The organism is Candidatus Kuenenia sp., from assembly GCF_039794105.1.
In the GTDB taxonomy this organism is placed as follows: Bacteria; Planctomycetota; Brocadiia; order Brocadiales; family Brocadiaceae; genus Kuenenia.
Window position 1 is genome coordinate 1 of sequence record NZ_JBDIWA010000046.1, and the last position, 23,211, is coordinate 23,211.

Annotated in this window: 17 protein-coding genes, 1 pseudogene and 1 CRISPR repeat array; of the genes and pseudogenes, 1 reads left to right on the forward strand and 17 read right to left on the reverse strand. The window is 40.7% G+C overall.

Features of this window, described 5'->3' with window-relative positions; all coding sequences use genetic code 11:
* Positions 1 to 149 precede the first annotated feature (149 nt).
* A CRISPR array of direct repeats spans positions 150 to 3,101; the repeat unit is 29 nt; unit sequence CTTTCATTGAACCTATAAGGAATTGAAAC.
* Between the two features lie 4,061 nt (positions 3,102 to 7,162).
* Positions 7,163 to 9,781 (forward strand): bacteriohemerythrin, encoded by a 2,619-nt coding sequence (locus ABJL82_RS15325; RefSeq protein WP_347275580.1) that lies wholly within the window; start codon positions 7,163 to 7,165, stop codon positions 9,779 to 9,781.
* Positions 9,782 to 10,045: 264 nt separating this feature from the next.
* Here ABJL82_RS15325 and ABJL82_RS15330 read toward each other — a convergent pair whose 3' ends face one another.
* From ABJL82_RS15330 to ABJL82_RS15410, 17 genes and pseudogenes are all read right to left on the reverse strand, one after another.
* Positions 10,046 to 10,705, reverse strand: a complete 660-nt coding sequence (locus ABJL82_RS15330) for a plastocyanin/azurin family copper-binding protein (RefSeq protein ID WP_347275581.1) — start codon at positions 10,703 to 10,705, stop codon at positions 10,046 to 10,048.
* A 173-nt stretch (positions 10,706 to 10,878) separates the two neighbouring features.
* Complete coding sequence (locus ABJL82_RS15335; protein ID WP_347275582.1) at positions 10,879 to 12,060, reverse strand: methionine adenosyltransferase; 1,182 nt, start codon at positions 12,058 to 12,060, stop codon at positions 10,879 to 10,881.
* A 266-nt stretch (positions 12,061 to 12,326) separates the two neighbouring features.
* Entirely contained in the window at positions 12,327 to 12,794 is a 468-nt protein-coding gene (locus ABJL82_RS15340) for a universal stress protein (protein WP_347275583.1), read from the reverse strand.
* Between the two features lie 323 nt (positions 12,795 to 13,117).
* A complete protein-coding gene (locus ABJL82_RS15345; protein WP_347275584.1) occupies positions 13,118 to 13,624 on the reverse strand; it encodes a BCAM0308 family protein in 507 nt (168 codons plus the stop codon).
* Positions 13,625 to 13,794: 170 nt separating this feature from the next.
* The gene (locus tag ABJL82_RS15350) at positions 13,795 to 14,235 is read right to left on the reverse strand and encodes an Hsp20/alpha crystallin family protein (RefSeq protein WP_347275585.1); all 441 of its coding nucleotides are present in this window, start codon (positions 14,233 to 14,235) and stop codon (positions 13,795 to 13,797) included.
* A gap of 53 nt (positions 14,236 to 14,288) precedes the next feature.
* Positions 14,289 to 15,875, reverse strand: coding sequence for a 1,4-alpha-glucan branching protein domain-containing protein (locus tag ABJL82_RS15355; RefSeq protein ID WP_347275586.1), 1,587 nt, complete (start codon positions 15,873 to 15,875; stop codon positions 14,289 to 14,291).
* 25 nt (positions 15,876 to 15,900) lie between these two features.
* Complete coding sequence (locus ABJL82_RS15360; protein WP_347275587.1) at positions 15,901 to 16,686, reverse strand: DUF4912 domain-containing protein; 786 nt, start codon at positions 16,684 to 16,686, stop codon at positions 15,901 to 15,903.
* Between the two features lie 144 nt (positions 16,687 to 16,830).
* Positions 16,831 to 17,211 carry a response regulator gene (locus ABJL82_RS15365; protein ID WP_347275588.1) on the reverse strand — a complete coding sequence of 127 codons (381 nt, stop codon included), beginning with the start codon at positions 17,209 to 17,211 and terminating at the stop codon, positions 16,831 to 16,833.
* Between the two features lie 22 nt (positions 17,212 to 17,233).
* Complete coding sequence (locus tag ABJL82_RS15370) at positions 17,234 to 18,688, reverse strand: adenylate/guanylate cyclase domain-containing protein (protein WP_347275589.1); 1,455 nt, start codon at positions 18,686 to 18,688, stop codon at positions 17,234 to 17,236.
* Positions 18,689 to 19,630: 942 nt separating this feature from the next.
* Positions 19,631 to 20,212: a Fe-Mn family superoxide dismutase gene (locus ABJL82_RS15375; protein WP_347275596.1), complete on the reverse strand. Its 582-nt coding sequence runs from the start codon at positions 20,210 to 20,212 to the stop codon at positions 19,631 to 19,633.
* A 226-nt stretch (positions 20,213 to 20,438) separates the two neighbouring features.
* Entirely contained in the window at positions 20,439 to 20,882 is a 444-nt protein-coding gene (locus ABJL82_RS15380) for a hypothetical protein (protein ID WP_347275590.1), read from the reverse strand.
* Between the two features lie 250 nt (positions 20,883 to 21,132).
* A pseudogene (locus ABJL82_RS15385) lies at positions 21,133 to 21,332 on the reverse strand (hypothetical protein).
* 268 nt (positions 21,333 to 21,600) lie between these two features.
* Positions 21,601 to 21,780, reverse strand: a complete 180-nt coding sequence (locus ABJL82_RS15390; protein WP_347275592.1) for a hypothetical protein — start codon at positions 21,778 to 21,780, stop codon at positions 21,601 to 21,603.
* 239 nt (positions 21,781 to 22,019) lie between these two features.
* Complete coding sequence (locus ABJL82_RS15395) at positions 22,020 to 22,307, reverse strand: hypothetical protein (protein WP_347275593.1); 288 nt, start codon at positions 22,305 to 22,307, stop codon at positions 22,020 to 22,022.
* 108 nt (positions 22,308 to 22,415) lie between these two features.
* Positions 22,416 to 22,574, reverse strand: a complete 159-nt coding sequence (locus tag ABJL82_RS15400) for a DUF3309 family protein (protein ID WP_347275594.1) — start codon at positions 22,572 to 22,574, stop codon at positions 22,416 to 22,418.
* A gap of 110 nt (positions 22,575 to 22,684) precedes the next feature.
* Positions 22,685 to 22,798 (reverse strand): hypothetical protein, encoded by a 114-nt coding sequence (locus tag ABJL82_RS15405; RefSeq protein WP_347275597.1) that lies wholly within the window; start codon positions 22,796 to 22,798, stop codon positions 22,685 to 22,687.
* Positions 22,799 to 23,065: 267 nt separating this feature from the next.
* Entirely contained in the window at positions 23,066 to 23,188 is a 123-nt protein-coding gene (locus ABJL82_RS15410) for a hypothetical protein (RefSeq protein WP_347275595.1), read from the reverse strand.
* Between the last annotated feature and the right edge of the window lie 23 nt (positions 23,189 to 23,211).

Genomic DNA, 23,211 nt, shown 5'->3' on the forward strand with positions numbered 1-23,211 from the left:
AGTAATATTTTTCTTTTTAGTAAGGTGTTTTCGCGACGAAACAAACAAAAAATACATTTAGAGACGCATAATAGTCCAAAATATTATCCCATTGTGTGTAGATGGTTAAATCACGCTTGTTTTAGGTATAGTTTATAGTTCCTGCGCTTCTTTCATTGAACCTATAAGGAATTGAAACGTTAGCATCCCTCAAGAGCTGGTCAAAATGCTTATCGCTTTCATTGAACCTATAAGGAATTGAAACGTACATGGGAAAAAGAGATACACACGGGGGGGGCTTCTTTCATTGAACCTATAAGGAATTGAAACATGGCACAAAGAGCGTTTCTTGAAAGATGGTGTCCCTCTTTCATTGAACCTATAAGGAATTGAAACTAGTAGTATTTTTCTAATGCTTCAAAACTTTCGACATCTTTCATTGAACCTATAAGGAATTGAAACGAGGAAGAAAAAGAAATGGTCGAAGTGCCAGAAGAACTTTCATTGAACCTATAAGGAATTGAAACATACAATAGTCTTTTTTTATTTTTATTTTTTTCTTCTTTCATTGAACCTATAAGGAATTGAAACGTCGATCCTGCGAAGTATATACAGGAGAGGTACGGCTTTCATTGAACCTATAAGGAATTGAAACCACGTTGCCGGGGTGCTTCGCACCCGGACTCTTTCCTTTCATTGAACCTATAAGGAATTGAAACATATTCTGCCGTGCGGTTAATGCGATATAGGATGGTCTTTCATTGAACCTATAAGGAATTGAAACGGATAATGGGCAACCGTTTTTCTCAGCCCTGACATCTTTCATTGAACCTATAAGGAATTGAAACTAATTACTCCCTAATTATATCACATAACTATCACATTCTTTCATTGAACCTATAAGGAATTGAAACGCCTCTCAGCATTGGATTGCAGGTGATAACAAACTGCTTTCATTGAACCTATAAGGAATTGAAACGCAATACCAACGATAACTGCCTTTAAAATAATAAACTTTCATTGAACCTATAAGGAATTGAAACGACTTATTTTGAAAAAAGGTGATGTTATGACATTTACTTTCATTGAACCTATAAGGAATTGAAACTAAGGATCCTACTGATGCCCTGTTGTAGCCACAATCCTTTCATTGAACCTATAAGGAATTGAAACGTGACAGGCCGCACCCAAAAAGCAACGCCTTCCTGCTTTCATTGAACCTATAAGGAATTGAAACGACAAAAACAAAGCTAGGACCTGTTAGCCAATTTAATCTTTCATTGAACCTATAAGGAATTGAAACGGCAACAAATTTTTATTTCTTAACCGGTTTTTTTCCTTTCATTGAACCTATAAGGAATTGAAACCGTCCTGATACGCGGCGGCGAGGCGGAAATCTCAGGGCTTTCATTGAACCTATAAGGAATTGAAACACCAGTAGAGGAACGCATCGCCAAGCGCATATACTTCCTTTCATTGAACCTATAAGGAATTGAAACAGTAACTACTCCCTCAATCGTAGCATCGTTTTTGCTCTTTCATTGAACCTATAAGGAATTGAAACTTTTTTGTGATGAACACAGCCGAATCTATCTCCCCTTTCATTGAACCTATAAGGAATTGAAACCTTCTTGCCGGATGCCTCGGTGCAGGAGGGGATGCAGCTTTCATTGAACCTATAAGGAATTGAAACGCGCACCAATCGTGCCCCGCGTGAACACACAGGATCCCTTTCATTGAACCTATAAGGAATTGAAACATTTTTGACCTTATTGCCTTTTGAGTCTACCCAATTCTTTCATTGAACCTATAAGGAATTGAAACACTGGTAGGGATAAGGTAGCTACTGCTATCCTTAGCCTTTCATTGAACCTATAAGGAATTGAAACTACAAAATCCCTGTATTGTTTGGGCGAACAGTACACTTTCATTGAACCTATAAGGAATTGAAACGAACGAGGAATACGGCTTCTTGGGCAAGATGTATGCTTTCATTGAACCTATAAGGAATTGAAACAGATTGCAGTATAACGCAAGCGCATTAACATTTAATCTTTCATTGAACCTATAAGGAATTGAAACATCGAGTTATCCTCTCTCGATCCAGTTAACAGGGATCTTTCATTGAACCTATAAGGAATTGAAACGGGATTGAACAAACAGAGAACATCCTGGATCCCGCGCTTTCATTGAACCTATAAGGAATTGAAACGAGTTAGTTGGGCGGTTTTGTAAGTGTGTGTAGTTCTTTCATTGAACCTATAAGGAATTGAAACCTAAATACGTCTTCATTCTCTCTCCCTTCTAAACACTTTCATTGAACCTATAAGGAATTGAAACAAAGCCATGCCGCAGCATTTTGGATTTGTCTATAGCCTTTCATTGAACCTATAAGGAATTGAAACAAGGCTACTACGATTTCCGCAAAGGCTTGCTGGAAACTTTCATTGAACCTATAAGGAATTGAAACTGATTTTATTAGGCTTTGCGGGTTATTTAAAAATACTTTCATTGAACCTATAAGGAATTGAAACTCAACATTTGTATATAATTCAACATCGTCTTTTAAACGCTTTCATTGAACCTATAAGGAATTGAAACGGGTTTTATTGATTTTGTTGAAAACGACTCGGATTCGACTTTCATTGAACCTATAAGGAATTGAAACACTATCACGTATCGCAATATAAGTAAAGAATCAGTTACTTTCATTGAACCTATAAGGAATTGAAACTGAGTTATAATTTCTTGATTCACAAGCATCTTTAATCTTTCATTGAACCTATAAGGAATTGAAACGTCTCGCCGCCGCCAGACAATGGCAAATTACTTGTACTTTCATTGAACCTATAAGGAATTGAAACCAACAACTCAACCCTATTTATAGCAGAGGTATATTCTTTCATTGAACCTATAAGGAATTGAAACTATCTATGGTGCCGCGCATTTCTGCGTGAGCCGGAACTTTCATTGAACCTATAAGGAATTGAAACAATCCATCCTCTCCTTTCTCTCTCCTGTGAAATCTCTTTCATTGAACCTATAAGGAATTGAAACGTTGTTGACTGGATTTTAGACTCTGTGTTTCTTCATCTTTCATTGAACCTATAAGGAATTGAAACTAATTGTATTCCGTCTGCAATACTGTACTGCCCGATTGCTTCCCCGCCTCTTGCGCGTAACCGCTGTTTTACTGCCGGATATTTACCTTTTCCAATTTCAGCGGCAACGGCAACCAGTTCCGGCAATTCTATTACGGGAGGCTCAAGCGGTTCGGTTTTTGCTTCCGGTGGTTTTGCATCGGCATAGCCTCCGATATCTGCTTTTGATGATGACTTGCTTTTTCCCTTTTCCACTTCCACAGCCTTGGGAGATTGTGTTTTTCCGCTAATAATATCGTACCCTATCTTGTTTGCATGGCTGGCAATTAATTTCTGCCACATATGACTAATAGAATTACCCGTTTGAAGCGTAACATATTGTGTTTTCCCATAGTCAATAAGCTGTTTTTTTGTGATTCCGGGAATGGCTTCTTTCTTTTCGATTGCGGCAAGAATTTGAGTATTGATATCCTCTTTTGCCTGGAAAAGTTTTTCCGGTTCCTTGAAATCCTGTTCTTGTGATGGTATACTATTTTCAGAAGGGTTGCGGAACGTTTCGGACGTGTGCGCGAAGCCTTCCTTTTGGGAAGTAGCACGTGGCGCCGCACCTTCCTTTTTGTATAATGTTACAGGGACAAGTTCATTTTTTCCCGTTCTTACTTCCTCGAAAATATATACAAATCCATTTACCCTCTTTTCATATCTTATGACGTCTAACCCTGTTTTGGATTTTTTTGAACGAACGATATTATCTGCATTCAAAATAATTTCAGGAATCATTGTTACATCGTCTTTGGTTATGGCAATTTGTCCCCTGTTTTCTTCTTTTTCTGAATCTTTGTGCCCTTTTAAGATATGACGAATTGAATAGTTATCAATAACCCTGGCAAAGCCTTCTACATCAAGTCCGGTATTTTGTTTGATTTTATCCGCTTCATAGTTGTCTACTGTTTTATAATTAACGGATATTTTCTTGTTGGATTTCCTGTCTATTGCAGAATCATACAGTTCGCCGATCTGATTCTTAATTTGTGCAAGGGTGTCCGTTGATATTTCCTGCTGTGGCTCTTTGATAAACTTCGCCAATAGATTTCTTTGTGTCATTGTTCCAATCTTAGTTTCCACAACACCTGCACGTTCTTCCGGAGAAGCCAGCGACCAATCGCCTGCCTCAAGAACAACATTCCCCTTTCTTGATTCGTCAAGGAGTTGTTCTTTTAGCTGATCCATCGGCATGCCGGACTCTTTTTGAATGTCCGTAATTGGCACGCTTTTCCACCCTTTACGTTCAGAAACATTTTTGTATACCTGGTAAAGTGGTTTCGCTTGTAATGGTCCGGAGAATTTCGTTTTATCCGGCTGTGCCTGTTCTTCTGTCGGTTCAAGTCCTTTTACGATTTCTTTTAATTCTTCAATAGTTTCCGCTTCCGGTCTTGCAAAACCCATGTCAACATAATAGTATTTGCCGCTTGGTGTTTTTCTTATCTTATATTTGCCTATTCTGTCAGGCTGTTTCATTTCGGCATAATTGCCGGTATCTGCCTTTGTTTTCGATGAACGGTTTTTGGGTTGCTTAATACTTCCCTCGTCCGGAGTGCTTCTTATTTTGGCAAATATATTTTCAGCGGTTAATGCGTTTTTAAGGGCATCGTCCGTCTTTGCTTCCTTCCCCTTGAAATTTTGCCCTTGTAGTGGTATAGTATTATCAGAAGGAAGGCTCTGGCCCGAGCGCCAAGCATCATCCACCTGGGTATCTTCCGGGGTGATGTTGGCCAGAGGGTCCAACTGCCCAGGGCTGGCCGAAGCGGGTTCGCTCCCTTCCCAGAGCAATTTCCTTCTCCCTCTTTTTAAATATTTTTCATCCCCTACAAAAGCGGTTGTTACTCCATAATAATTCCTGTCTTTATGTTCCTGCAGCTCTACAATTGCTATCTTTTCGCCGTCATTCTTTTTTGCCAAAAGCAGTCTTCCGTTCGGGTTTTGCCATATTGCGTTATAGCCTGAAGCAACATCCCTTATAAAACTCTTAACATCCGGATATCCTGCTGACTTTATTTTTTCTCCGCGTCTTTCTTCTATGTGTATTTCTCCGTAATCATGGTTTCCCTTTTCCAATCTGACAGGCGCAGGCGAATGGTTAATTGCTTTGGCAATATTCTCGTCAATATTCCCAAAATCAAATATGTTCCCTCTAATTTTGTTACCCTCAGTTCCGCTTAGGGCAACATTCTTTCATTGAACATATAAGGAATTGAAACATATATATTGTAAATGCTTTAGGCAAAAAAGAGTAACTATTCAGCTTACTTTCAATATGAGGTCTGAAAGGCTTAAAGAATATAGCAGGGAGCGTAAGCCCCCTGTCATAAATAACAATAACAACAAGCCCCGGAGGGGCGAAAGGACTTTTTAGGGAAACAATTCCTTTCGCCCTTTCAGGGCTAATAACGGTATTCTCCATTTTCAGGGGGCTTCACCCCCTGCTATACGCTTTCGCCCCTTTGGGGCTATGTTCAGTAATATTCTCCATCAGCTACGCTGAATAGTTACCAAAAAAGAAATCTTTCATTGAACCTATAAGGCATTGAAACGAAAAAACAAAAGAAATAATTAGAACAGAAATTACGGTCGAGTAGACGGCTGGATTACTCCAGCCGCCCCTCACAGAACCATGCATGCAGTATTCCCGCACACGGCTCTTCAAACAGATTCACTAAGTAGATAGTCGATTCAGTTTCGTTTTACAATTTATTTTCCGATTCTGCGTTCGGCAATTGTTTCTCCTCCTCGATACATCTGTTTGTCAACCCCTTCCCTCCACCGGAGTTACCCGTTTTCCTCGGTACTATGAGTTGATCCGACTGCCTTTTACCTCTTCCTCTCACCTCGTTTCCTCGGCTTTGAGTACCATCTTACTACAAGGAGTATTACCCCCCCGATGGAAAGCAAAAGGCTCTCCCAGGTTCCTGCAACAACCTTTCAACAACATGCCGTGGACTTCGACTCCGATGGAGTGTCCGCTATCTCGCCTATATTTCCTTTTCGATAGCTTCGTTGCTGCCTTCCGTGGTGTCAAACACGTCGGCTTACTCCATGACAGTAACTATTTTCGGAGCTCAACACCTTCACCCTTGCGGATTACGGCCTACTGTTTCCCTGTCTACGCTTCGCCCATGTCGTTACCTAATGGACACAAGACTCGGTTCTGACGGTCGGCTAACTTTATCAGGTTGGCTTTTCAACCAACTGGCTTTTACAAGCTTCGCCTGGCGCACTAACACTTTAGTCTTTTGAAAAATTCTAATAATAGCGCTGTTTGCCGCATAGTGTAAGTGTAGGGGTGAAGCATTTGCTATAAATTGTCATAGAGATGCGTTCATACCCAAACGGGCAAATGCTTCACCCCTACTTTTTCAAAAAACTAAAGTGTTACAAGAAATTACTTTTAAGGTACCAACATGTTTTATCCCTTTTATACCAACAATTAAAGATATCCATGCCCTATGGCTGTGGCATACATACCCTATAATTTCATTTGCCGATTTTCTATCAGAGGCATAATGAAAATTCCAAGCCCCTAAACTGGCATAGCCAGAACCAAACAAACAGGAAATAAAAAATACGAAATTCGAAGTACAAAATACGAAACAAATTCTAATGACAAAATGATTTAAAATTCTAAACAAGCGCCTCTTTCGTATCTCGCGTTTCGTGCTTCATATTGTTATATATTTTGGATTTGTTTTGAATTTTATGCTTTGTTATTTGAATTTGTTTCGGATTTCACAATTAAATATTTTGCCAAGAAATACAAAGAAATTACCGATAAGGTACTAAATTGTTATGAATTATTTAAAATTAATTTACTTGCCATGGGTACAATGGTATAGTTTTAGCGTTTATTATGAAAAGTCACGCAAAATGGTGCTTCTATCATTCACTGTAAGAGGTTGCACAGGCAAACAAGTTTGTCCGTGCCACCCCTTAACAGTGAATTTTATTGTTCATCTTTCGGCAACTGTATTTGTTTGGCTATAATAGTTTACGTTCTATTTTTAGTATTTGCAGGAAGGTTTTTATCAATGTCCAAATTAAGAAAATGCAAGATTACCAATGGAGTCTTTTGGGTAGAAATACCAGAAGCCGGTGTTTATATCTTGTGTGGTTGCCCGGCGGATACCGTAAAACATTTAAAAAAACAGGGGTTTATCCAAAACAGAATAGTAGGGGAAGATAAGTATGAATCGGGGCCTAATGCTATTTTATTGTCAGACTTGTTAGTACAAAATGGAAGATTTGCAAATCTTGCAGAATTTCCCGTAATGCAGATGCTCTACCGCCAGGGAATGATGTTGCCCAATCACCCCAATAATACAAATGCCAAACCAATGCTTATTGGGTCAGAGGACCAAGTAGAGGCTCAAATGCAATATATATACAGAGGCAATTACGGTTTGGTATCTGAAGAAGAATTAATAAACGCCGGTATGTCTCCTGACGAGGCAAAGGAATTAATGAACGTAAAGTTAAAATTTGCCTATGGAAAAATCCATAACACTAAAGACCTTCTCGACGCCGTAATAGTGAAAAACGAGCCTACGGAAATTCTAAATGGCGTGTTTATCAGACATTTACGTCTGAATGTCTTTGAATTTCAGTATCAGGGCGAGTTTGTTACGGTAGACCTGAATCTTGCCCGCCACGAAAACTACAGCGCCCCCTATTCACTTGGGTTTCACAACACAAAGAGGGAGTATTTTGCGATAATTCATTCCGGACAGGGCGATGGATGGGATATCAAACGCCCTGCTATGTCAAGCATTATAATGTTTCAGGGGAAAATATATCTGATAGACGCAGAACCGAATACCGCCAATAGTCTGATAGCGTTAGGAATTAATATTAACGAGATTGAAGGCATCTTCCATACCCACGCCCACGACGACCATTTTGCCGGACTTACTACATTAATGCGGGCGGATCACCGTGTCAAATATTTTGCTACTCCATTGGTGCGTGTCTCTGTCGCTAAAAAACTCTCCGCTTTGGCTTCTATTGAAGAGAAAAATTTTTCCGATTACTTTGAAGTCAACGATCTTGAGTTTAACGTCTGGAATAATATTGACGGCTTAGAGGTATATCCTATGATTTCCCCCCATCCGGTGGAAAACAACATATTCATTTTTCGCGCTTTATGTGAAGACGGCTATAAGACCTATGCACACTATGCTGATACCGTAGATCTGGATGCGTTAAACGGCATGATTACAGAGGACAACGCAGGCGCCGGGATTTCCAAAAAGTTTTATGACCGGGTAGAAAAAGAATATTTACAAGAAGTCACCTTAAAAAAAATTGATATAGGGGGTGGATTGATTCATGGGAAAGCAGAAGATTTCCTGGAGGATACATCGGAAAAGATTATATTATCGCATACCTCTTCGGAATTGACCCGTCAGCAGAAAGAAATCGGCTCAGGCGCCCCTTTTGGAATGGTTGATGTATTAATTCCCACCCATCAGGAGTATGCCCGCCAATATGCCTTTCAGTATCTGAAATCATACTTTCCCGCCGCGCCTCTTTATCAGGTAAGAATCCTATTGAACAACCCGGTAATTTCGTTTAATCCGGAAACGATCATGCTAAAGGGCGGAACCATCCCGGATGATATTTTTTTAATTTTAACCGGAAACGTAGAACACATACAAGCCGGCACGAAAAGGCAAAGCATATTGTCTGCGGGCGCTTTAATTGGTGAAATGTCAGCGCTGAACAATGCCCCTTCGGCAGACACGTATCGTGCGGCAAGTTTTGTGCAGGCATTAAGACTGCCCCGTTCATTGTATATCGGATTTGTAAAGAAGAATGAACTGTATGACAAGATTGAGAAAATACAGGAAAAAAGAAAATTCCTGCAAAAAACATGGCTTCTTGGTTATTCCATATCATATCTAAGGCAGGTTATGCTTACACGCTCGATGAGTTTCCACTACTATCCCGAAGGGGAGATTTTTTTGGATAAAAACTGCTCCGACCTTTATGTTGTTAAGACGGGAAAGTTGCAAATCTATATAGGAAAGGATGTATTGGAAACCCTGGAAGAAGGCGATTTCTTCGGTGAAGAAGGCGTGCTTTTCGGTATGCCCAGCCTGTTTAAGATTCGCGCGACGGATCCGGTGGAGATTTGTAAAATATCAGGCAATGAACTCAGGGATATCCCGGTAATACGATGGAAACTTTTCGAAACCTTTAAGAAAAGAAGAAAACATCTGTTAGACCCAACCCTGAACAGCCTTCCTATTTTCTACTGGAGAAATGAGTATTGTATCAATATACAAAAAATCGACGACCATCATAAACAGATGCTGACAAAGGCAAATAAACTTTGCGAGGCAATCGATTCAAAAAAAGAAACGCCCATTTTAGACGCATCAATAGGTTTTTTAATTGATTTTGTTTTATATCATTTTGCCGAGGAAGAAAATTTATTAAAAAAACACTATTATAATGATTATGAATCCCATCGAATGAAACATCAGAGGCTGATAGAAGATATAATGAAAATAAAAGAACAACTCAGCAATGATGGAATAGAGATGAATATGGAGGTGCTGGATTTATTTAAAGATTGGATTATTGACCACATCCTTACCGAAGACAGAAAGTATGGCCCCTATTTGAATGCAAAGGGGGTCTTTTAAGGAAAACCAGAGGAGGTGGAATTGCCCGTACCCCACCGGCTCGGCTCACAAAATCAGAGGATTATTCGGAAATGCGTAACACTTTAGTTTTTTGAAAAAGCAGGGGCGAAGCATTTGCCTGTTTGGGTATGAACTTATTTAGAACAATTTATAGCAAATGCTTCGCCCCTACACTATGCGGCAAATATCCCTACTATTGGAATTTTTCAAAAAACTAAAGTGTTACGGAAATGCTCCCTTACCGATGTATATTTCATTGCACAGTTATTCGATTGCAAAGGCGACCTTCGTAATCCCCCCTGCAGTTACTTCAATTGATATATCTTTTGCTTCAGGATATTTTCCCCACAAGACTCTTTTTGGCGCCGTCCAAAGTTTTAAAGTATATTTACCTTCCGGCACATTGTTTATTGTAAAAAAGCCTTCATCGTTTACCTTGGAAAAATACGGATTCTGCAATATTAAAATATAAGCCAGCATATCACTATGCACGTTACATCGCATTGTTGCCACGCCTGTTTTGTTAAAAGTAAAAGATCGTGTTTCCCCCTTAAACCATGAGCCAAGATTCATATTATCTGCAACATCATCAGAAGAATAGATATTGTGCCGTACATCGTCGCTGTTCAGGAAATCTACCGTTGTGCCTTTTAATATAGGAAGGACATGGGGGATAAATGTGATATTTTTTTGATCCATAACGGCGTGTTCAACAGGAGGGTCATACGTTTCAGACGTCTTTTCTATATAAGCAATAGCATGTTTTCTATATTTTGCCTTTTTTGCCACTACAGCGCCATGTATCTCACCTGTTTTTTTTTCTCTGGCGTCTGTATCAATCACAAAATATAACGCACTGATAAAAACCGAAAGGAATATGAGGAATTTTATCTTGCCGGAATTGAGGCTTATTTTTATAGACATTTAAGTAAATTTCTCCTTGTTAAATAGAATTGCCGGGAAAATATGTGCTGTTTTAAATGATTGATAATAATGTCGACACAAAAGAACTTCTTGATACAACAGAGAGACGCATGCAATGCGTCTCTACATTAACATCAACAACAGAATAAAGTCGCTGCCAAAGGCAGCCTGATTTAAAAGAGGGTAAAACGTTGTTCTAAAATATTCTCCCACAATTGCGGTATCAGGTGGAGATGCTTCCTTGCAATATTTGTGCATATGTCTTCCAGGGACTCGTTGGTAAGGGATGAATGTATTTTTATGTGCACAATTTGCGGTTCGGTAATAGGTTTTCCTATCTGGCTCACCAGATAGCATTCTGCATTGTGAATATCCGGATTCCGGGTAAGTTCCCTGGATATTTCATGCGCGGCTATATTGTATAATTTTCCTGTATGGGTAACAGGGTTTTTCCCCGCAGTCGCTTCCATAGTCATAGGACGATAGGGGGTAATAAGGCCGTTTACCCTGTTTCCCCTTCCTACCTGTCCGTCGTCTCCGCACTCCGCGCTAGTACCCGTAACGGTCAGGTAGTAAATATCCCTCTCTGCATCATCTGCCGCGTTGATGACACTGGCGATTCTTTTTGAGGTACGTTTTTTAATAAATGCATCGATGTATTCGGCGAGAAGACGTTTGATTTTGAGGTATTCTTCTTTTGAGGAAATGAATCGGGCTACAAAGGCGATGGCAATAGTAAGATTTATTTGATCGTTTAATCTGATCCCCATAATTTTAATGTCTTCTCCGACCATGGGGTAATTGCGTTTTGTTTCTGCAGAATTGAGAAATTGTTCCGTGGAATACACAATGGATTCCAGTTCCGTCATTGGTGAAAACCCTACGCCAACCGAAGTATCGTTTGCCGAAAGCTGCGTACTATCATAGGTTGCCCGTAAATCTGCGCTTCCTGTCCTTGTCTGCATATCAATGACAACATTCTTCTCCGGTTCCAGGAATCGCATACAATTCCTTAGCCACGCATAAATGGTTTCTTTTGCAATTTCTTCCAGTGGTATTTTGCTATTTCCGGCATATTCGGTAGCGCGGCCTGCTATAATTAATTTCATAGGAACGGTTACCCTGCCGCCTCCGAAAGAAACTTCAGAGCATCCGCCCACCAGAAGACATTTATCGACATTATGGTGCAGGATTCTTCCAAAATGCTTCAAATAGTATTTTGAAAAGGCCTTGCTTAACTCTTCTGCTACGCCGTCGCAAAGTGTGTCAGGATGTCCTATACCCTTACGTTCCACAATCTCTACCGAAGATTTGCCGACGGGCGTCTCCCGTGTTTGTTCTATTATTATTTCCATAAAAAGCCTCGAGAGCCAGTCTCCAGTCTTCAGTCTCCAGTCTCCAGTCTCCAATCTACAATCTACAGTCTACAGTCTACAGTCTACAGTCTACAGTTCCCCAATCTCCAGTCATCAATCTGCAATTTGCCGATTGCCGAATACCAACTGCCGATTACTGATTGGACAATATTCCCCATAATTAATAAAGGGGGCAAGAGGGGTTGTTTGCCTCTCACTCTGATTCAGGGAACGGCGGTACTGAAAGAATAAGAAATTGAAATATATTATGCGGGGATTACAAATTCATGTTCCGGATGCTTGATTGTTAAAACGGGACATGGCGCCTTCCTCACCACTCTTTCAGCCGTGCTGCCCATAAGGACATGGGAAATCCCTGTGCGCCCGTGTGTTGCAATAGTAATAAGATCGATGTTCTGTTTTTTGGCGACTTTTATAATTTCCACATATGGTGTGCCACGAACGATAATATTATTTACCTCTATTTGTTCAAGAAACCTTTTTGGGATTAAGTGATGCATCTTCTTTTTTGCTTTTTCTTCCATATCTTCATATACCTTTAAAACGGGATACATTACCCCGCCTGCGCTAATGGAGACATTCATTTTTGGAACGACATAGAGGATATGCAGTTTTGCCTTAAAGAGCGTGGCAAGGGATAAGGCATATTGCAAAGCGTGTTTAGCGCATGGAGAAAAATCGGTTGGGAAGAGAATATTTTTGACAATAATCATGCTATCGGCCTCTCAGTATAAAGTTATTGTTAATAGTTCGCGTTGTGCCTGGAACAGCCCCCTAAAATACGCTTTATTTAAAAATTCCTCCTCAGAAAATATGACAAGGGGGATGATTCTTAAATCGTTGATTCGCCAAATCGTTTAAACAATTGTAGAGACGCACGGCCATGCGTCTCTACTTCATTTGCGGGTTCAGGTTACAAACCTGAACCCGCCGGGAGTCGTGTAATGTTTACGCTGAATAGTTACAAAAAACTTTTCTTAAATCCGCACATCCTTTTGTCAGGGGATGACTGCAACATTCGTTCATAGCCTTGCAATCAACGCGTCCATGCAACACGCATGAATTTTGCATTTTCATGTTTTTTATAATCGACTTCTCCATTGTAAGCCTTGTGCAGAATCGTGCCGATACGTTGTGCGAGTTTTGCTGAGGTAGTAAAGATTTCAATTTCCCCGCCTTTTTCATCAATCTTCATGATTCTTTTTAGCGGATTAAAATTCTTCGACCGGTCATCCTCGTTTTTAATGAGGTTCAAAATTTCCTGTTTGTGTTGTTGCAAAAATTCTCCCTTCAAAGTAACAATACCGCTGGGCACGTTTTCCTTTGTTTTTTTACATGCAGGGCATTCTATCCAGTTAATATCCTTCAGGGATTTTTTTTGTTCATAAAGCTTGGCGTCCAGAAACCATTTTTTGTTGTGATAAATGGCATTGCAATCTTTACATATAGAGTAATCAACAAGCCCTTTCTTGGGCAAATACGGGTCGTTTTCTGCATGTATTTTATCACGGGCAAATTTGCTTACATCTTTTGGTATTTTCATACGTGGCATTTCTCCTTTCGCGCATCTGAAAAAACGTCGTGCAGATTTCCTTTTGTCAGAAAGCACAAGAAAACAAGGCTCTTGTTTGAGCGTATACTCCTGTCATGGATTTATCATGCCAAAGAGTTATTGAAAGCCGGGATAGTTATGCAATAACCGTCGTCCAGCACTTAATTCACTTTTATCGGAATCTCTTTTGATTCTTCTTTTTCCTGCTTTGGCAACGTTATTTCCAGAATGCCATTTCTGTATTCCGCCTTTGCCTGCTCATATTTAACGGCGGTGGGCAGTAAAACAGTTCTCACAAAACTTCCGTATCTCCTTTCGATAAAATGATAGTTTTTCTCCTTTTCTTCCTTCTCTCCTTTCTTTTCGCCTCTTATGGTAAGCGCATCGTTTTTAACGGATATGTGGATCTCCTTTGGGTCAACACCGGGTATTTCGGCCTTAACAACGACGTTTTCACCTGTCTCGGATATGTCAATAGGGGGCATCCATTCCCGGAAAACATTTTCGCCGATACCTCCAAAGGTATCGAAAAGTTTATTCATTTCTTTTTTGAATGTGTCCATCATTGGCAGATAAGGCCACTTCATCATTTCAGAGGACATGTTCGCGTCTCCTTCTCTAAAAATGTATGGGATAATAAAAATAATTGCTGCTATTACTGGTAAATGCAATAGTTTATATCGGGGAATATATTATTTTTATGTTCTATTTCACAAAGCCATTTTTCATCAATAGCATTTGCCCGGATATCATTATAAAGTTTATTGAATTGAAAGAGGTGTTCTTTTGTTCGTTTCACGGCGTATTCTACCATGGTTCCGGCCTTCATGATGAAAGCCCAGTCACTGCTTTGTGCCAATAAAAGTTCTCGTGCGGCCTGATTCAATGCACGCTGTTGTATGGAATATTTATCGGTGTGAGGGTATGTTCTTGCCAGCACAACCATACGATCTGCCGCTATGTGAAGATGGCGGTAAATCCAGTCATTTTTATCATTCAGCCAATATTCGCTGTAACCTTTATATCCCCAACTGGAGGCGGAAGGGACGGCGCATTGGTTTTCAGGATATCTGTCAAGATATTCCAAAGGGGTAATCAGCGAAATCGTCTGCTGGTCAAACGCTATCTTTCTGAAAAGGAAATCAATCCAGAGCGGGCCTTCAAACCACCAGTGACCAAAGAGTTCCGCGTCGTACGGGGCAATGATAATCGGTGTTCTATCCATCAGGGAATCCAGATGTTCTGTTTGTTTTTCCCGGTTAAACATAAAATTCCCGGCGTGTTCTGCAGCCTTGTCCCGCGCCATTTCTATTGAATAAGGCTCTTTGTGATTTGTTTTTCCGGTAATGCGGTAATATTTTATCCCAACATTCGAACGGTTTCCATCGCCATGGAGATATGGCTTTACATAGTCATAATCAAGGTCAAAGCCGATATCCCTGTAAAATTCACGATAATAAAAGTCGCCGGGATATCCTTCTTTGGAACTCCAAACCTGCTTGGAAGATTCGAGGTCTCTCCCGAAAACAGCAACTCCTGACGGACATACTATGGGGGCATAGATACCGTATTTTGGCCGTGGCGAGGCAAAGAGGAGTCCGTGTGCCTCGGCGATGAAAAACCTGATTCCTTCTTCTTTAAGAAGCTGGTCAATGCCGGGTTCGTAAGCACATTCGGGAAGCCATATTCCACGCGGTTTTCTGCCAAAATGTTTCTCATAATGATTCACGGCAACGTGAATCTGCGCCCGCATCGCATTTACATTGTTATTCATAAGAGGAAGGAAGCTATGCGTAGCACAGGAGGTGATAATTTCCATTTTTCCGGCGTCCTGGAATTTTTTAAACGCAGTAATAATGTTTCTCTGGTATTTTTCCGCAAACACATATCTTGCATCATGGAAATGATTATAGTACATCTTTGCAATTTGATTAAATTCGGATTGATTATTTGTCCGTTCAATCTCTTTTTCCGCAAGTTCGAGTCGTTTTTCTATGTACCGGAGACAACGCTGCTGCAGAAGTTCATCGGTAAGCATTGAAATAAGAGGGGGAGTCAGGGACATTGTAATACGAAAATCAATGTGTTCATTTATCAGGTTATCGAACACATTAATCAGCGGGATATATGTTTCGGCCACTGCCTCAAAGAGCCAATCTTCTTCAAGGTACGCATCAAATTCCGGATGGCGGACATAGGGCAAATGGGCATGCAATATTAAGGATAGATAGCCTTTTTTCATATATCTTTTCCAGAATGAGAACTAATCAGCAAGTTTCAGGGGATGATAAAATGTGTGAAAATAATCTTTGCCACTTCGCAGAGGCGCTTTCTGGTACATGTGAAGCTGTATCAATGGCCATAGAAGCATACACCTTTTCATAAAGCGCCTCAATTTCCTCCCGCTGCTCTTCTGTTATATCAGAGGGGCACATGCCTGGTGTTGTTATGGTATTTGACCTTGTCAGCACATGGAAGGTTCCGTCTGAGGTTAAAAAGCCTATGTCTGCACAGAATGACCTGTTTGGTTCCTCTAAATGAATATACCAGTCTTTGGCTCCCTGCACTAAGACACTATCAAAATACTTATTGGCATTATTGCCGTCAAAAAGAATGTTTGTCACATCATATACTCTCAGGACGAGCCTTGCGCCATACGCCAACGTAGAAAGGTTTTTCAGGAAGTTGTCTATTTTGACCTGCTGTAGTTCCCAATAGCAGAAGAGGCATAATGGGTCTCTCTGCATGAGTACGATTCGACTTTCCCCGTAGCTATCCGGAAGATCGGGAATTGCGGATGGGGGAGAGACCGCCCTTTCTTTTACCTGAGGCTCTTTCGTCTCTGTTTCAGTTATGCCAGGCCATTCATCTTCCCCTGTAACCCCCCATTCCACTACCGCTTCTTTTTTCTCTTGGGGTATTTCTTCATAACCAAAAAACCGAATCCAAAGTATTTTTAAAACGTATTTTATTTTTTCCCACAAGATTTCAATCAGCGCCTTAAAAATCTCCAGGATTAAGAGGAAGATTTCTTTCATAACGTCTTTGTCCATAGTTTCAAAAAAGCATAAATTCTGAAAATGCATCCGCAGACAAGCATATTCATAAGTAGTTGCATAATGGTATCTTACAGTCACACACTAAAATTGATTATACTGTAAACAACAAGGGATAGTCAATAAAATTCATTGGTGCAGTTATAATGTTATATTCAAAATGCTGGCTGTTTTTGCAATGATTACATCGGGATTAAAGGGTTTTGTCATATAAATATCTGCGCCTGAATCGTCACCCATTTTTTTGTCATATTCCTGCCCTTTTGCAGTAAGCAGAATGATATAGACGCCCTTCAGTGCGGGGTCGTTTTTTACCGCATTGCATACATCATAGCCATTCATTTCCGGCATCATTACGTCAAGATAGACAATATCTGGCGTCTCTTTTTTTATTAATTCCAACGCTTGTTTGCCATTTCCTGCAGTGATAATTTCCACTCCTTTCTCTTCAAATTCTTCAAGTGTTTGTTCCAGCAACAGTCTTATATGTGGCTCATCATCTACAATTAATACCTTCGGCATACTACTTCCCCCCCTTTGTTATCTAATAAATTACGTTAAAGATATCTATTGGTTTTTCTTTGCCTTTTACGGTGATTTTGCCAAATTTTTCAAATTCAAATATGTTTTTGGTTGCATGATATACATTATGTTCCACCAGTATTTGTCCGCCTTTTGCGAGGGATTGCAGCCTGTCTGCGATATTTACTTCATCACCTATTGCTGTATAGTCCATATGCCGGGGAGAGCCTATATTGCCAACCACCACTTCTCCGGCAGTTATGCCTATGCCGGTAGTAAAATTATCCCGTATCCAACTACTGCCCGTTTTTTTAATGCATTGCTGCATTTTAATAGCAGATTTAATTGCCTGTGTTTCATTATTATCGCAATGAAAAGGAGCGCCGAAGAAGGCAACAATCATGTCGCCTACAAATTTGTTTACAGTGCCCTGATGTTCAAAGATTATTTCCACCATATGAGAAAAATATTCATTTAGATATGTTACAATTTTTTCAGGCGCAAGCTTCTCGCATACGGCGGAAAAATTTCTAATGTCAGAAAACAGAATGGATATTTTCTTTTTTGAGGGGTTTAGTGAATTTCCTCCAAAATCTTCGAGGATGGAGCTTACAATCTGGGGCGAAACATAACGTTGTAAATGCGCCTTAATATTTTCCGTCTTCATTCTGTTTTCATATAAAATGGCATTCTCAATGGAAGATGCCGCCTGGGACGCAAAAATACTAAGCAGCTTCAGGTCTCTGGCGCTATAAGGGTAAGGGGAGCGGCTGCTGAGGTTCATTACGCCTAAAATCCTGTCCTTAAGCCTGAGCGGGGCGCATAGTAAGGAAGAAACAGCATTGTGTCCCTTCACAAATCTCGGGTCAGAAGCAACGTCATTCACTATCTCTGCGACGCCGGTAACGGCCACATTTCCGGCAATGCCTTCGCCTAATTGCAATATGGTTTTTGGGATACATTCCTCGCCGTACGCCGACAGTATTTCAAGGGTATTAAGGGTATTATTGTTGTTCAACAGCATCAGGGAAGCGCTTGTTGCGTTTATTAACTGCCTTGCCTCGTCAATAATCAACTGCGCAACGTCTTTAACTTCAGTGCATGCGGCTATTTTATCTGCGATGTCGTAAAGGAGGTTTATTTCCCTGTATTTGTCAAGCATATCGCTGGCAAGGGATTTTTTTTCAAACTCTTTATTTGCCAGATATGAAAGCAGTTCTGAAAATACGTGCGCCGGTTGGTCACCTTTTACCCAGCCGATGGCAATGTCGTTGAGCTTTATAGGATAGGTGTTGTTTGTGCTTATGACATTACTATGGGTTTGTACATTTGCGTCTGGTTGATCACCAAAAGAGGTGATGGTTTTTCCTTCTTTGCCTTGAATTTCTATTGGGCTTCCCAATACGTTTATTAAGCCTTTCAAAAGACTGAACAAATCTTTTTTGGAAACCAGTTTTTCAAGATTGATTTGGGACATTGTTACTTGTTAATAAGAGAGGGTATTTTACCTGCGGTTATTTATAAAAAATATATATGCAGCGAAGCAAAACCTCAACCAACAAGATTTTAAACACAAAAGACATAGAGTATTCTTTTTACAATCTTTACGTGTAAAGAAACATGGCCTGTTCGTCTATAATTTTTACGCATACGTGCCATTCTTATAACAGGAAACAAGATTTTGTCAATAAGCAATTTGACAGTTCCCTGCACCTGAAATGGCGAAACCCACCATTGTTGCCCCAAAAGACCAGCACCATTAAGACTGACAACCGCCAGTGTAGCCACCTGTTTGTACAACAGGGCGTGGAACATATGCAAAACGGCAGTTTTGGGCCAAGTAAAGGAGAGTATTGCGGTGACTGGAAACGAATCATGAACCCATTTCGAAGAACTCAACATCGGTTTCGAAATCGATGTTGAGTGTATAGTTACTGAAGAAAAGGGAGCATTCCCGTTTTTTTGTAATCGTTCATGGGGGGCCAGGACGAAACCACCCTGACAAGGTTTGTAACCCTGTCAGGGTTAACACTACTGTAACGTTTCCCGGCGGGTTCAGGTTTGTAACCTGAACCTATGAGTTTATGCGTATAATGGGACCATGTACTGCGCTAAAATTCCAATGCCCAAAATCCCTGTTTGGAATCTGGAATTTATTTGTCATTTGTTCTGTTAATAGAAGGCTGGATTGAAAGTATAAAACGTTTGGTTCAGGCTTCGTCGTGAGCTCAGCCGAACGGTTGCAAACCTAAACCCGCGAATGTAGTTTTCAGCGCCATTACGTTCCCAAACATGAACATGAATTTGGAAACGAGTTGTGCTTCGGTAGTTTAATAAATTACGCTGAATAGTTACAAAAAAATCAGGAATGCACCCCATACATTATCCATAGGTGAGCGTGCCCTCGCAATGCGCCACCTTATTTTAGCCTGGATTCTGCGGCTGACCAGTCTATATTCTTAAAGAATGCCTCAATATAATCAGCCTTCTTTAGGCCGTAATCTATCATAAAGGCATGCTCAAATACGTCCAGGATCAATAGGAGGTTGCATCCTGCAGGATGAGAAACATCATGCTCATTTATCCAGAAGTTGATGAGCCTCCCACTTACACTATCCTGATAGAGTGCAGCCCATCCGATTCCCCTCATGGTTCCTACCGCCTTGAAGTCTTTTTCCCACATCTCATAACTACCAAATTCCTCTGTCATCTTTTTGGCAAGCGTTCCCTCCTTGTTAATGCCTCCTTTTTTCTTGCCAAGATTTTCAAAATAATATTCATGGAGCCTCATCCCATTAAATTCCCACCCAAGTCGTCTCTTCAATTCTGCAAACTCAGGGCTTGCTGTTTTTCCCTCCTTCAACATCTGACCTAGAGTATCGAGTACCTTATTTGTGTTTGTCACGTAACCCTGATATAGGGTGAAGTGATTTTTCAAAAGCGTTTCGCTGAATCCCTCCATTCCGATGAGTTGCGAATAATCCTTTGCTGTGTATGGCATAATTCTTATCTCCTTTTTTATTTCTGCATGTAAAGTGTTGTTAATATTAAGTACGATTGCTGCTCCGCTTACGCCTGCCAGTGTTAAAAACTCTCGCCTGCTAAGCATGACACCTCCTTTTTTCTGGTCTTTTGTGAAATAAATATCCATCTATGATTTCAGTGAGATGTTACGAATGGTAAAACATCTTTTGGGTCTTCATAATTTTCTCTTACCTGTACGAAGATTATTTGAAATGAGAAACAGCATCGTTATATGAATTTTTCAAATTTTCCAGGGCTGCATCCATTCCGGATTTAACATCTTCCCAGGCGTCCGCGCTTTTCGATTTGAGCTCATTTAATTTGTCTTGTGCTTCTCCTTGCTTCTTTCGTAATCCTTCAATTATCTCACTGTACCTGGCCTTGGTATCTGCCCCTGCTTGCTCGGCCTTTGCCTGAAGGTCTTTTATCTTATTACTGAGGTAATCCAATGTTGTCTCAGCATCTTTTTGGTATTTCTCTTTTTGCTGTGCCATGTAAGTTTTTTTCGTTTCAAGTGTTTCCCCTGTTTCGCGTTTGACATCCTCTGTCGATACATGGGTTTCTACTTTTTCAGGCGTCTCCTTGCTACAAGCCGTTATAAAAAACAACGGGACAAATATTGCTGCCATAAATTTTATCTTTTTCATAACCTTTACATCCTTTCCAATTAAAAACCATCTAAGCACTTCACTTCACACCCGATTAACTCACATAACAACTTTTTCCCCTGTCTATAAAAAAGTATTTCACGATATATCTGTTTTCAAACTTAATCCTGCAATCAGTTATTAACTGACGGCAGGGTTTCGTTGATCTGATTGATATTGAGAATCACGCTGACGGTATCGCCGCCATTTTCCGGCATTCTTCAGCGCACTTGTGACAGGCTTTAGCGCATTACTGACAATGCTCCATTTTGTGTTTGGCGCATTCATCACCGCACGCCTGACACAGAGGGCGCAGTCGCGGTCAAGTTCGATGCACCGCGCCATCACTTTGATGTCTTGTTCGCGCAAACAAGATGCCGCGCAATGTTCGCATGCGGTTACGCATTCACTACAGGCTTAGATACAACCTTCGTATTGTTTAGACAACATAGCTTTTCTCCTTTTTTTTGTTTGTAGTGGGTTGTTCCATTGCCGGCAGAATTACCGGCAATGGATGGTCGTTATTAGTTCTTTGCCATTTTTCGGTTCATTGTAGCTTTAACAACAACTGGCGTCTGCACATTTATTTAACATTTTCTTCTCCTCATCTTGTTAAGAAGCTTAACCCGAACCACTGAGAACATTCTCAGTATGATTACCGGGCTTACCAAAATATTCGGAAGAAAAATATTTATGACAAAAATAAATTTAAAATATATTAATGCTTGCATGTACAATGATCTGTTTTGTCCTTTGTGCAATCTTTTGCACATGTTACATTGTCCGGGCACTTACAACTGTCCGGGCAATCAGGATTTTTTGCAAAGGTACTAGCAACACCAGCGCTAAACAGTAATGCACCTACAAACGCCGCCGTAATACCAATTTTCCTGAACATATATTTATCTCCTTTTAGATTAGGCTGCCTTTGGCAGCGACGTTAGTCTTCCCTCCAGGAAGAGGGGCTGGGGGTGTGTTGCGGAAAACTCCCACATTCCTTTATCTCCTAAGGTAGGTACACCGTCCCCGGTTGACATCATAAATAACAAGCGGGGACGCTTGTCCTACCGATAGAGAGAAATTACAAAAGATTGAAATTCCTGTACATTAAACCAAGCCCAACGCGCGGCCATTGCTTTACTTGAAATATGAAACGACGTGGGCTATGCCCGCCTTAAGGTCATCCACAACCTTATCCGTGGTCTCTTTGACCTTCTCCCACGCATCGTCACTGGCCTCCTCCACCGCCTTCAGTTTTTCAGAGGCGATACGCTGTTTGTCGCGCAATTTATCGAGTTCCTGGGCATACCTGAGCTTCACGTCTGCCCCTGAGTTCTCGGCCTTCGCGGCTAATAGGTCAATCTGAGCTTTCGACTCCTGCAGTTGCTTCTTCATCTTTTGCTTATAAGCGTCCTTCGTTTCCATCGTATATTCCTTTCCTTAAAATGGTTCGTTACAAGGCACGGCCTTTCTCGGCCACCTGGTGATAGCTATTACAGAGTTCAACGCCTCATTTTCAATCTCCTCCTGCGACTATATTCTGCCCAAGAGAAGCAGTATGATTATGACTACTACCACCACCCCGATCACACTGCTGGGAGCATAACCCCACGACCGGCTATGTGGCCAGGTGGGTATTACACCAAAAAAGATCAGAATCAGAATTACGATTAAGATTGAGCCAAGTGACATATTCATTCTCCCGTTAAAAAAAGAAGGTTAAACCAAAGTTCATTCCGGAATAGATTGGCTTTTGTCCAGTTCATTTCACAGACATTTTGTTTTCAACCGCTTTTACGCCCTCAACAGATCCCGCGACTTCCACTGTCCCAGGCGGCCTCCCAGGAGTCCACGAAGCCACTCAACTGCACGACTCCCTTGAAAGTTTCAACATTGATATGGAGCACCTTAAGCATAGGATCATTAAATATTGCCGTCTTAACCTTAGCCGTAAGGATAGAATTATCGATATATTCCCCGATGCTTTCACGCTTTGAGGTACCCGAACAGCCATAACTACCTGCAAGCCACTTAACCAAAAAAAGGCCCAAAAAAATGTTTGATCAAATTTACCTTATCCATAATTTCTCATCCTGAAGTTGTACTCCGAATTTCATAATCTAAAAGCCAGAGGCTGGTTAACAATGGTTAACCGGCCTCTTCAAAACAATTTTAATTAACCACTACAAGATATTATCGCCATTCACATAGCCTGTATGCGCAGTCCCTAATTTCTCAAGCAATTCATCATCAGTATAAGAAACAACCTTTGGCAATTCGTAAACTGGTAATTTTTTCTCTTCCATTTCTTATCCCCTTTCTGTGTTAT

Bases quoted from the DNA above. Each gene is read 5' to 3' on its own strand.
- ABJL82_RS15380 (WP_347275590.1), bottom strand. From the start codon at position 20,882: ATGAAAAAGATAAAATTTATGGCAGCAATATTTGTCCCGTTGTTTTTT.
- ABJL82_RS15405 (WP_347275597.1), bottom strand. From the start codon at position 22,798: ATGCTTAAGGTGCTCCATATCAATGTTGAAACTTTCAAGGGAGTCGTG.
- ABJL82_RS15345 (WP_347275584.1), bottom strand. From the start codon at position 13,624: ATGAAAATACCAAAAGATGTAAGCAAATTTGCCCGTGATAAAATACAT.
- ABJL82_RS15370 (WP_347275589.1), bottom strand. From the start codon at position 18,688: ATGTCCCAAATCAATCTTGAAAAACTGGTTTCCAAAAAAGATTTGTTC.
- ABJL82_RS15360 (WP_347275587.1), bottom strand. From the start codon at position 16,686: ATGGACAAAGACGTTATGAAAGAAATCTTCCTCTTAATCCTGGAGATT.
- ABJL82_RS15325 (WP_347275580.1), top strand. From the start codon at position 7,163: ATGTCCAAATTAAGAAAATGCAAGATTACCAATGGAGTCTTTTGGGTA.
- ABJL82_RS15410 (WP_347275595.1), bottom strand. From the start codon at position 23,188: ATGGAAGAGAAAAAATTACCAGTTTACGAATTGCCAAAGGTTGTTTCT.
- ABJL82_RS15330 (WP_347275581.1), bottom strand. From the start codon at position 10,705: ATGTCTATAAAAATAAGCCTCAATTCCGGCAAGATAAAATTCCTCATA.
- ABJL82_RS15340 (WP_347275583.1), bottom strand. From the start codon at position 12,794: ATGATTATTGTCAAAAATATTCTCTTCCCAACCGATTTTTCTCCATGC.
- ABJL82_RS15335 (WP_347275582.1), bottom strand. From the start codon at position 12,060: ATGGAAATAATAATAGAACAAACACGGGAGACGCCCGTCGGCAAATCT.
- ABJL82_RS15355 (WP_347275586.1), bottom strand. From the start codon at position 15,875: ATGAAAAAAGGCTATCTATCCTTAATATTGCATGCCCATTTGCCCTAT.
- ABJL82_RS15350 (WP_347275585.1), bottom strand. From the start codon at position 14,235: ATGTCCTCTGAAATGATGAAGTGGCCTTATCTGCCAATGATGGACACA.
- ABJL82_RS15390 (WP_347275592.1), bottom strand. From the start codon at position 21,780: ATGTTCAGGAAAATTGGTATTACGGCGGCGTTTGTAGGTGCATTACTG.
- ABJL82_RS15375 (WP_347275596.1), bottom strand. From the start codon at position 20,212: ATGCCATACACAGCAAAGGATTATTCGCAACTCATCGGAATGGAGGGA.
- ABJL82_RS15365 (WP_347275588.1), bottom strand. From the start codon at position 17,211: ATGCCGAAGGTATTAATTGTAGATGATGAGCCACATATAAGACTGTTG.
- ABJL82_RS15395 (WP_347275593.1), bottom strand. From the start codon at position 22,307: ATGGAAACGAAGGACGCTTATAAGCAAAAGATGAAGAAGCAACTGCAG.
- ABJL82_RS15400 (WP_347275594.1), bottom strand. From the start codon at position 22,574: ATGTCACTTGGCTCAATCTTAATCGTAATTCTGATTCTGATCTTTTTT.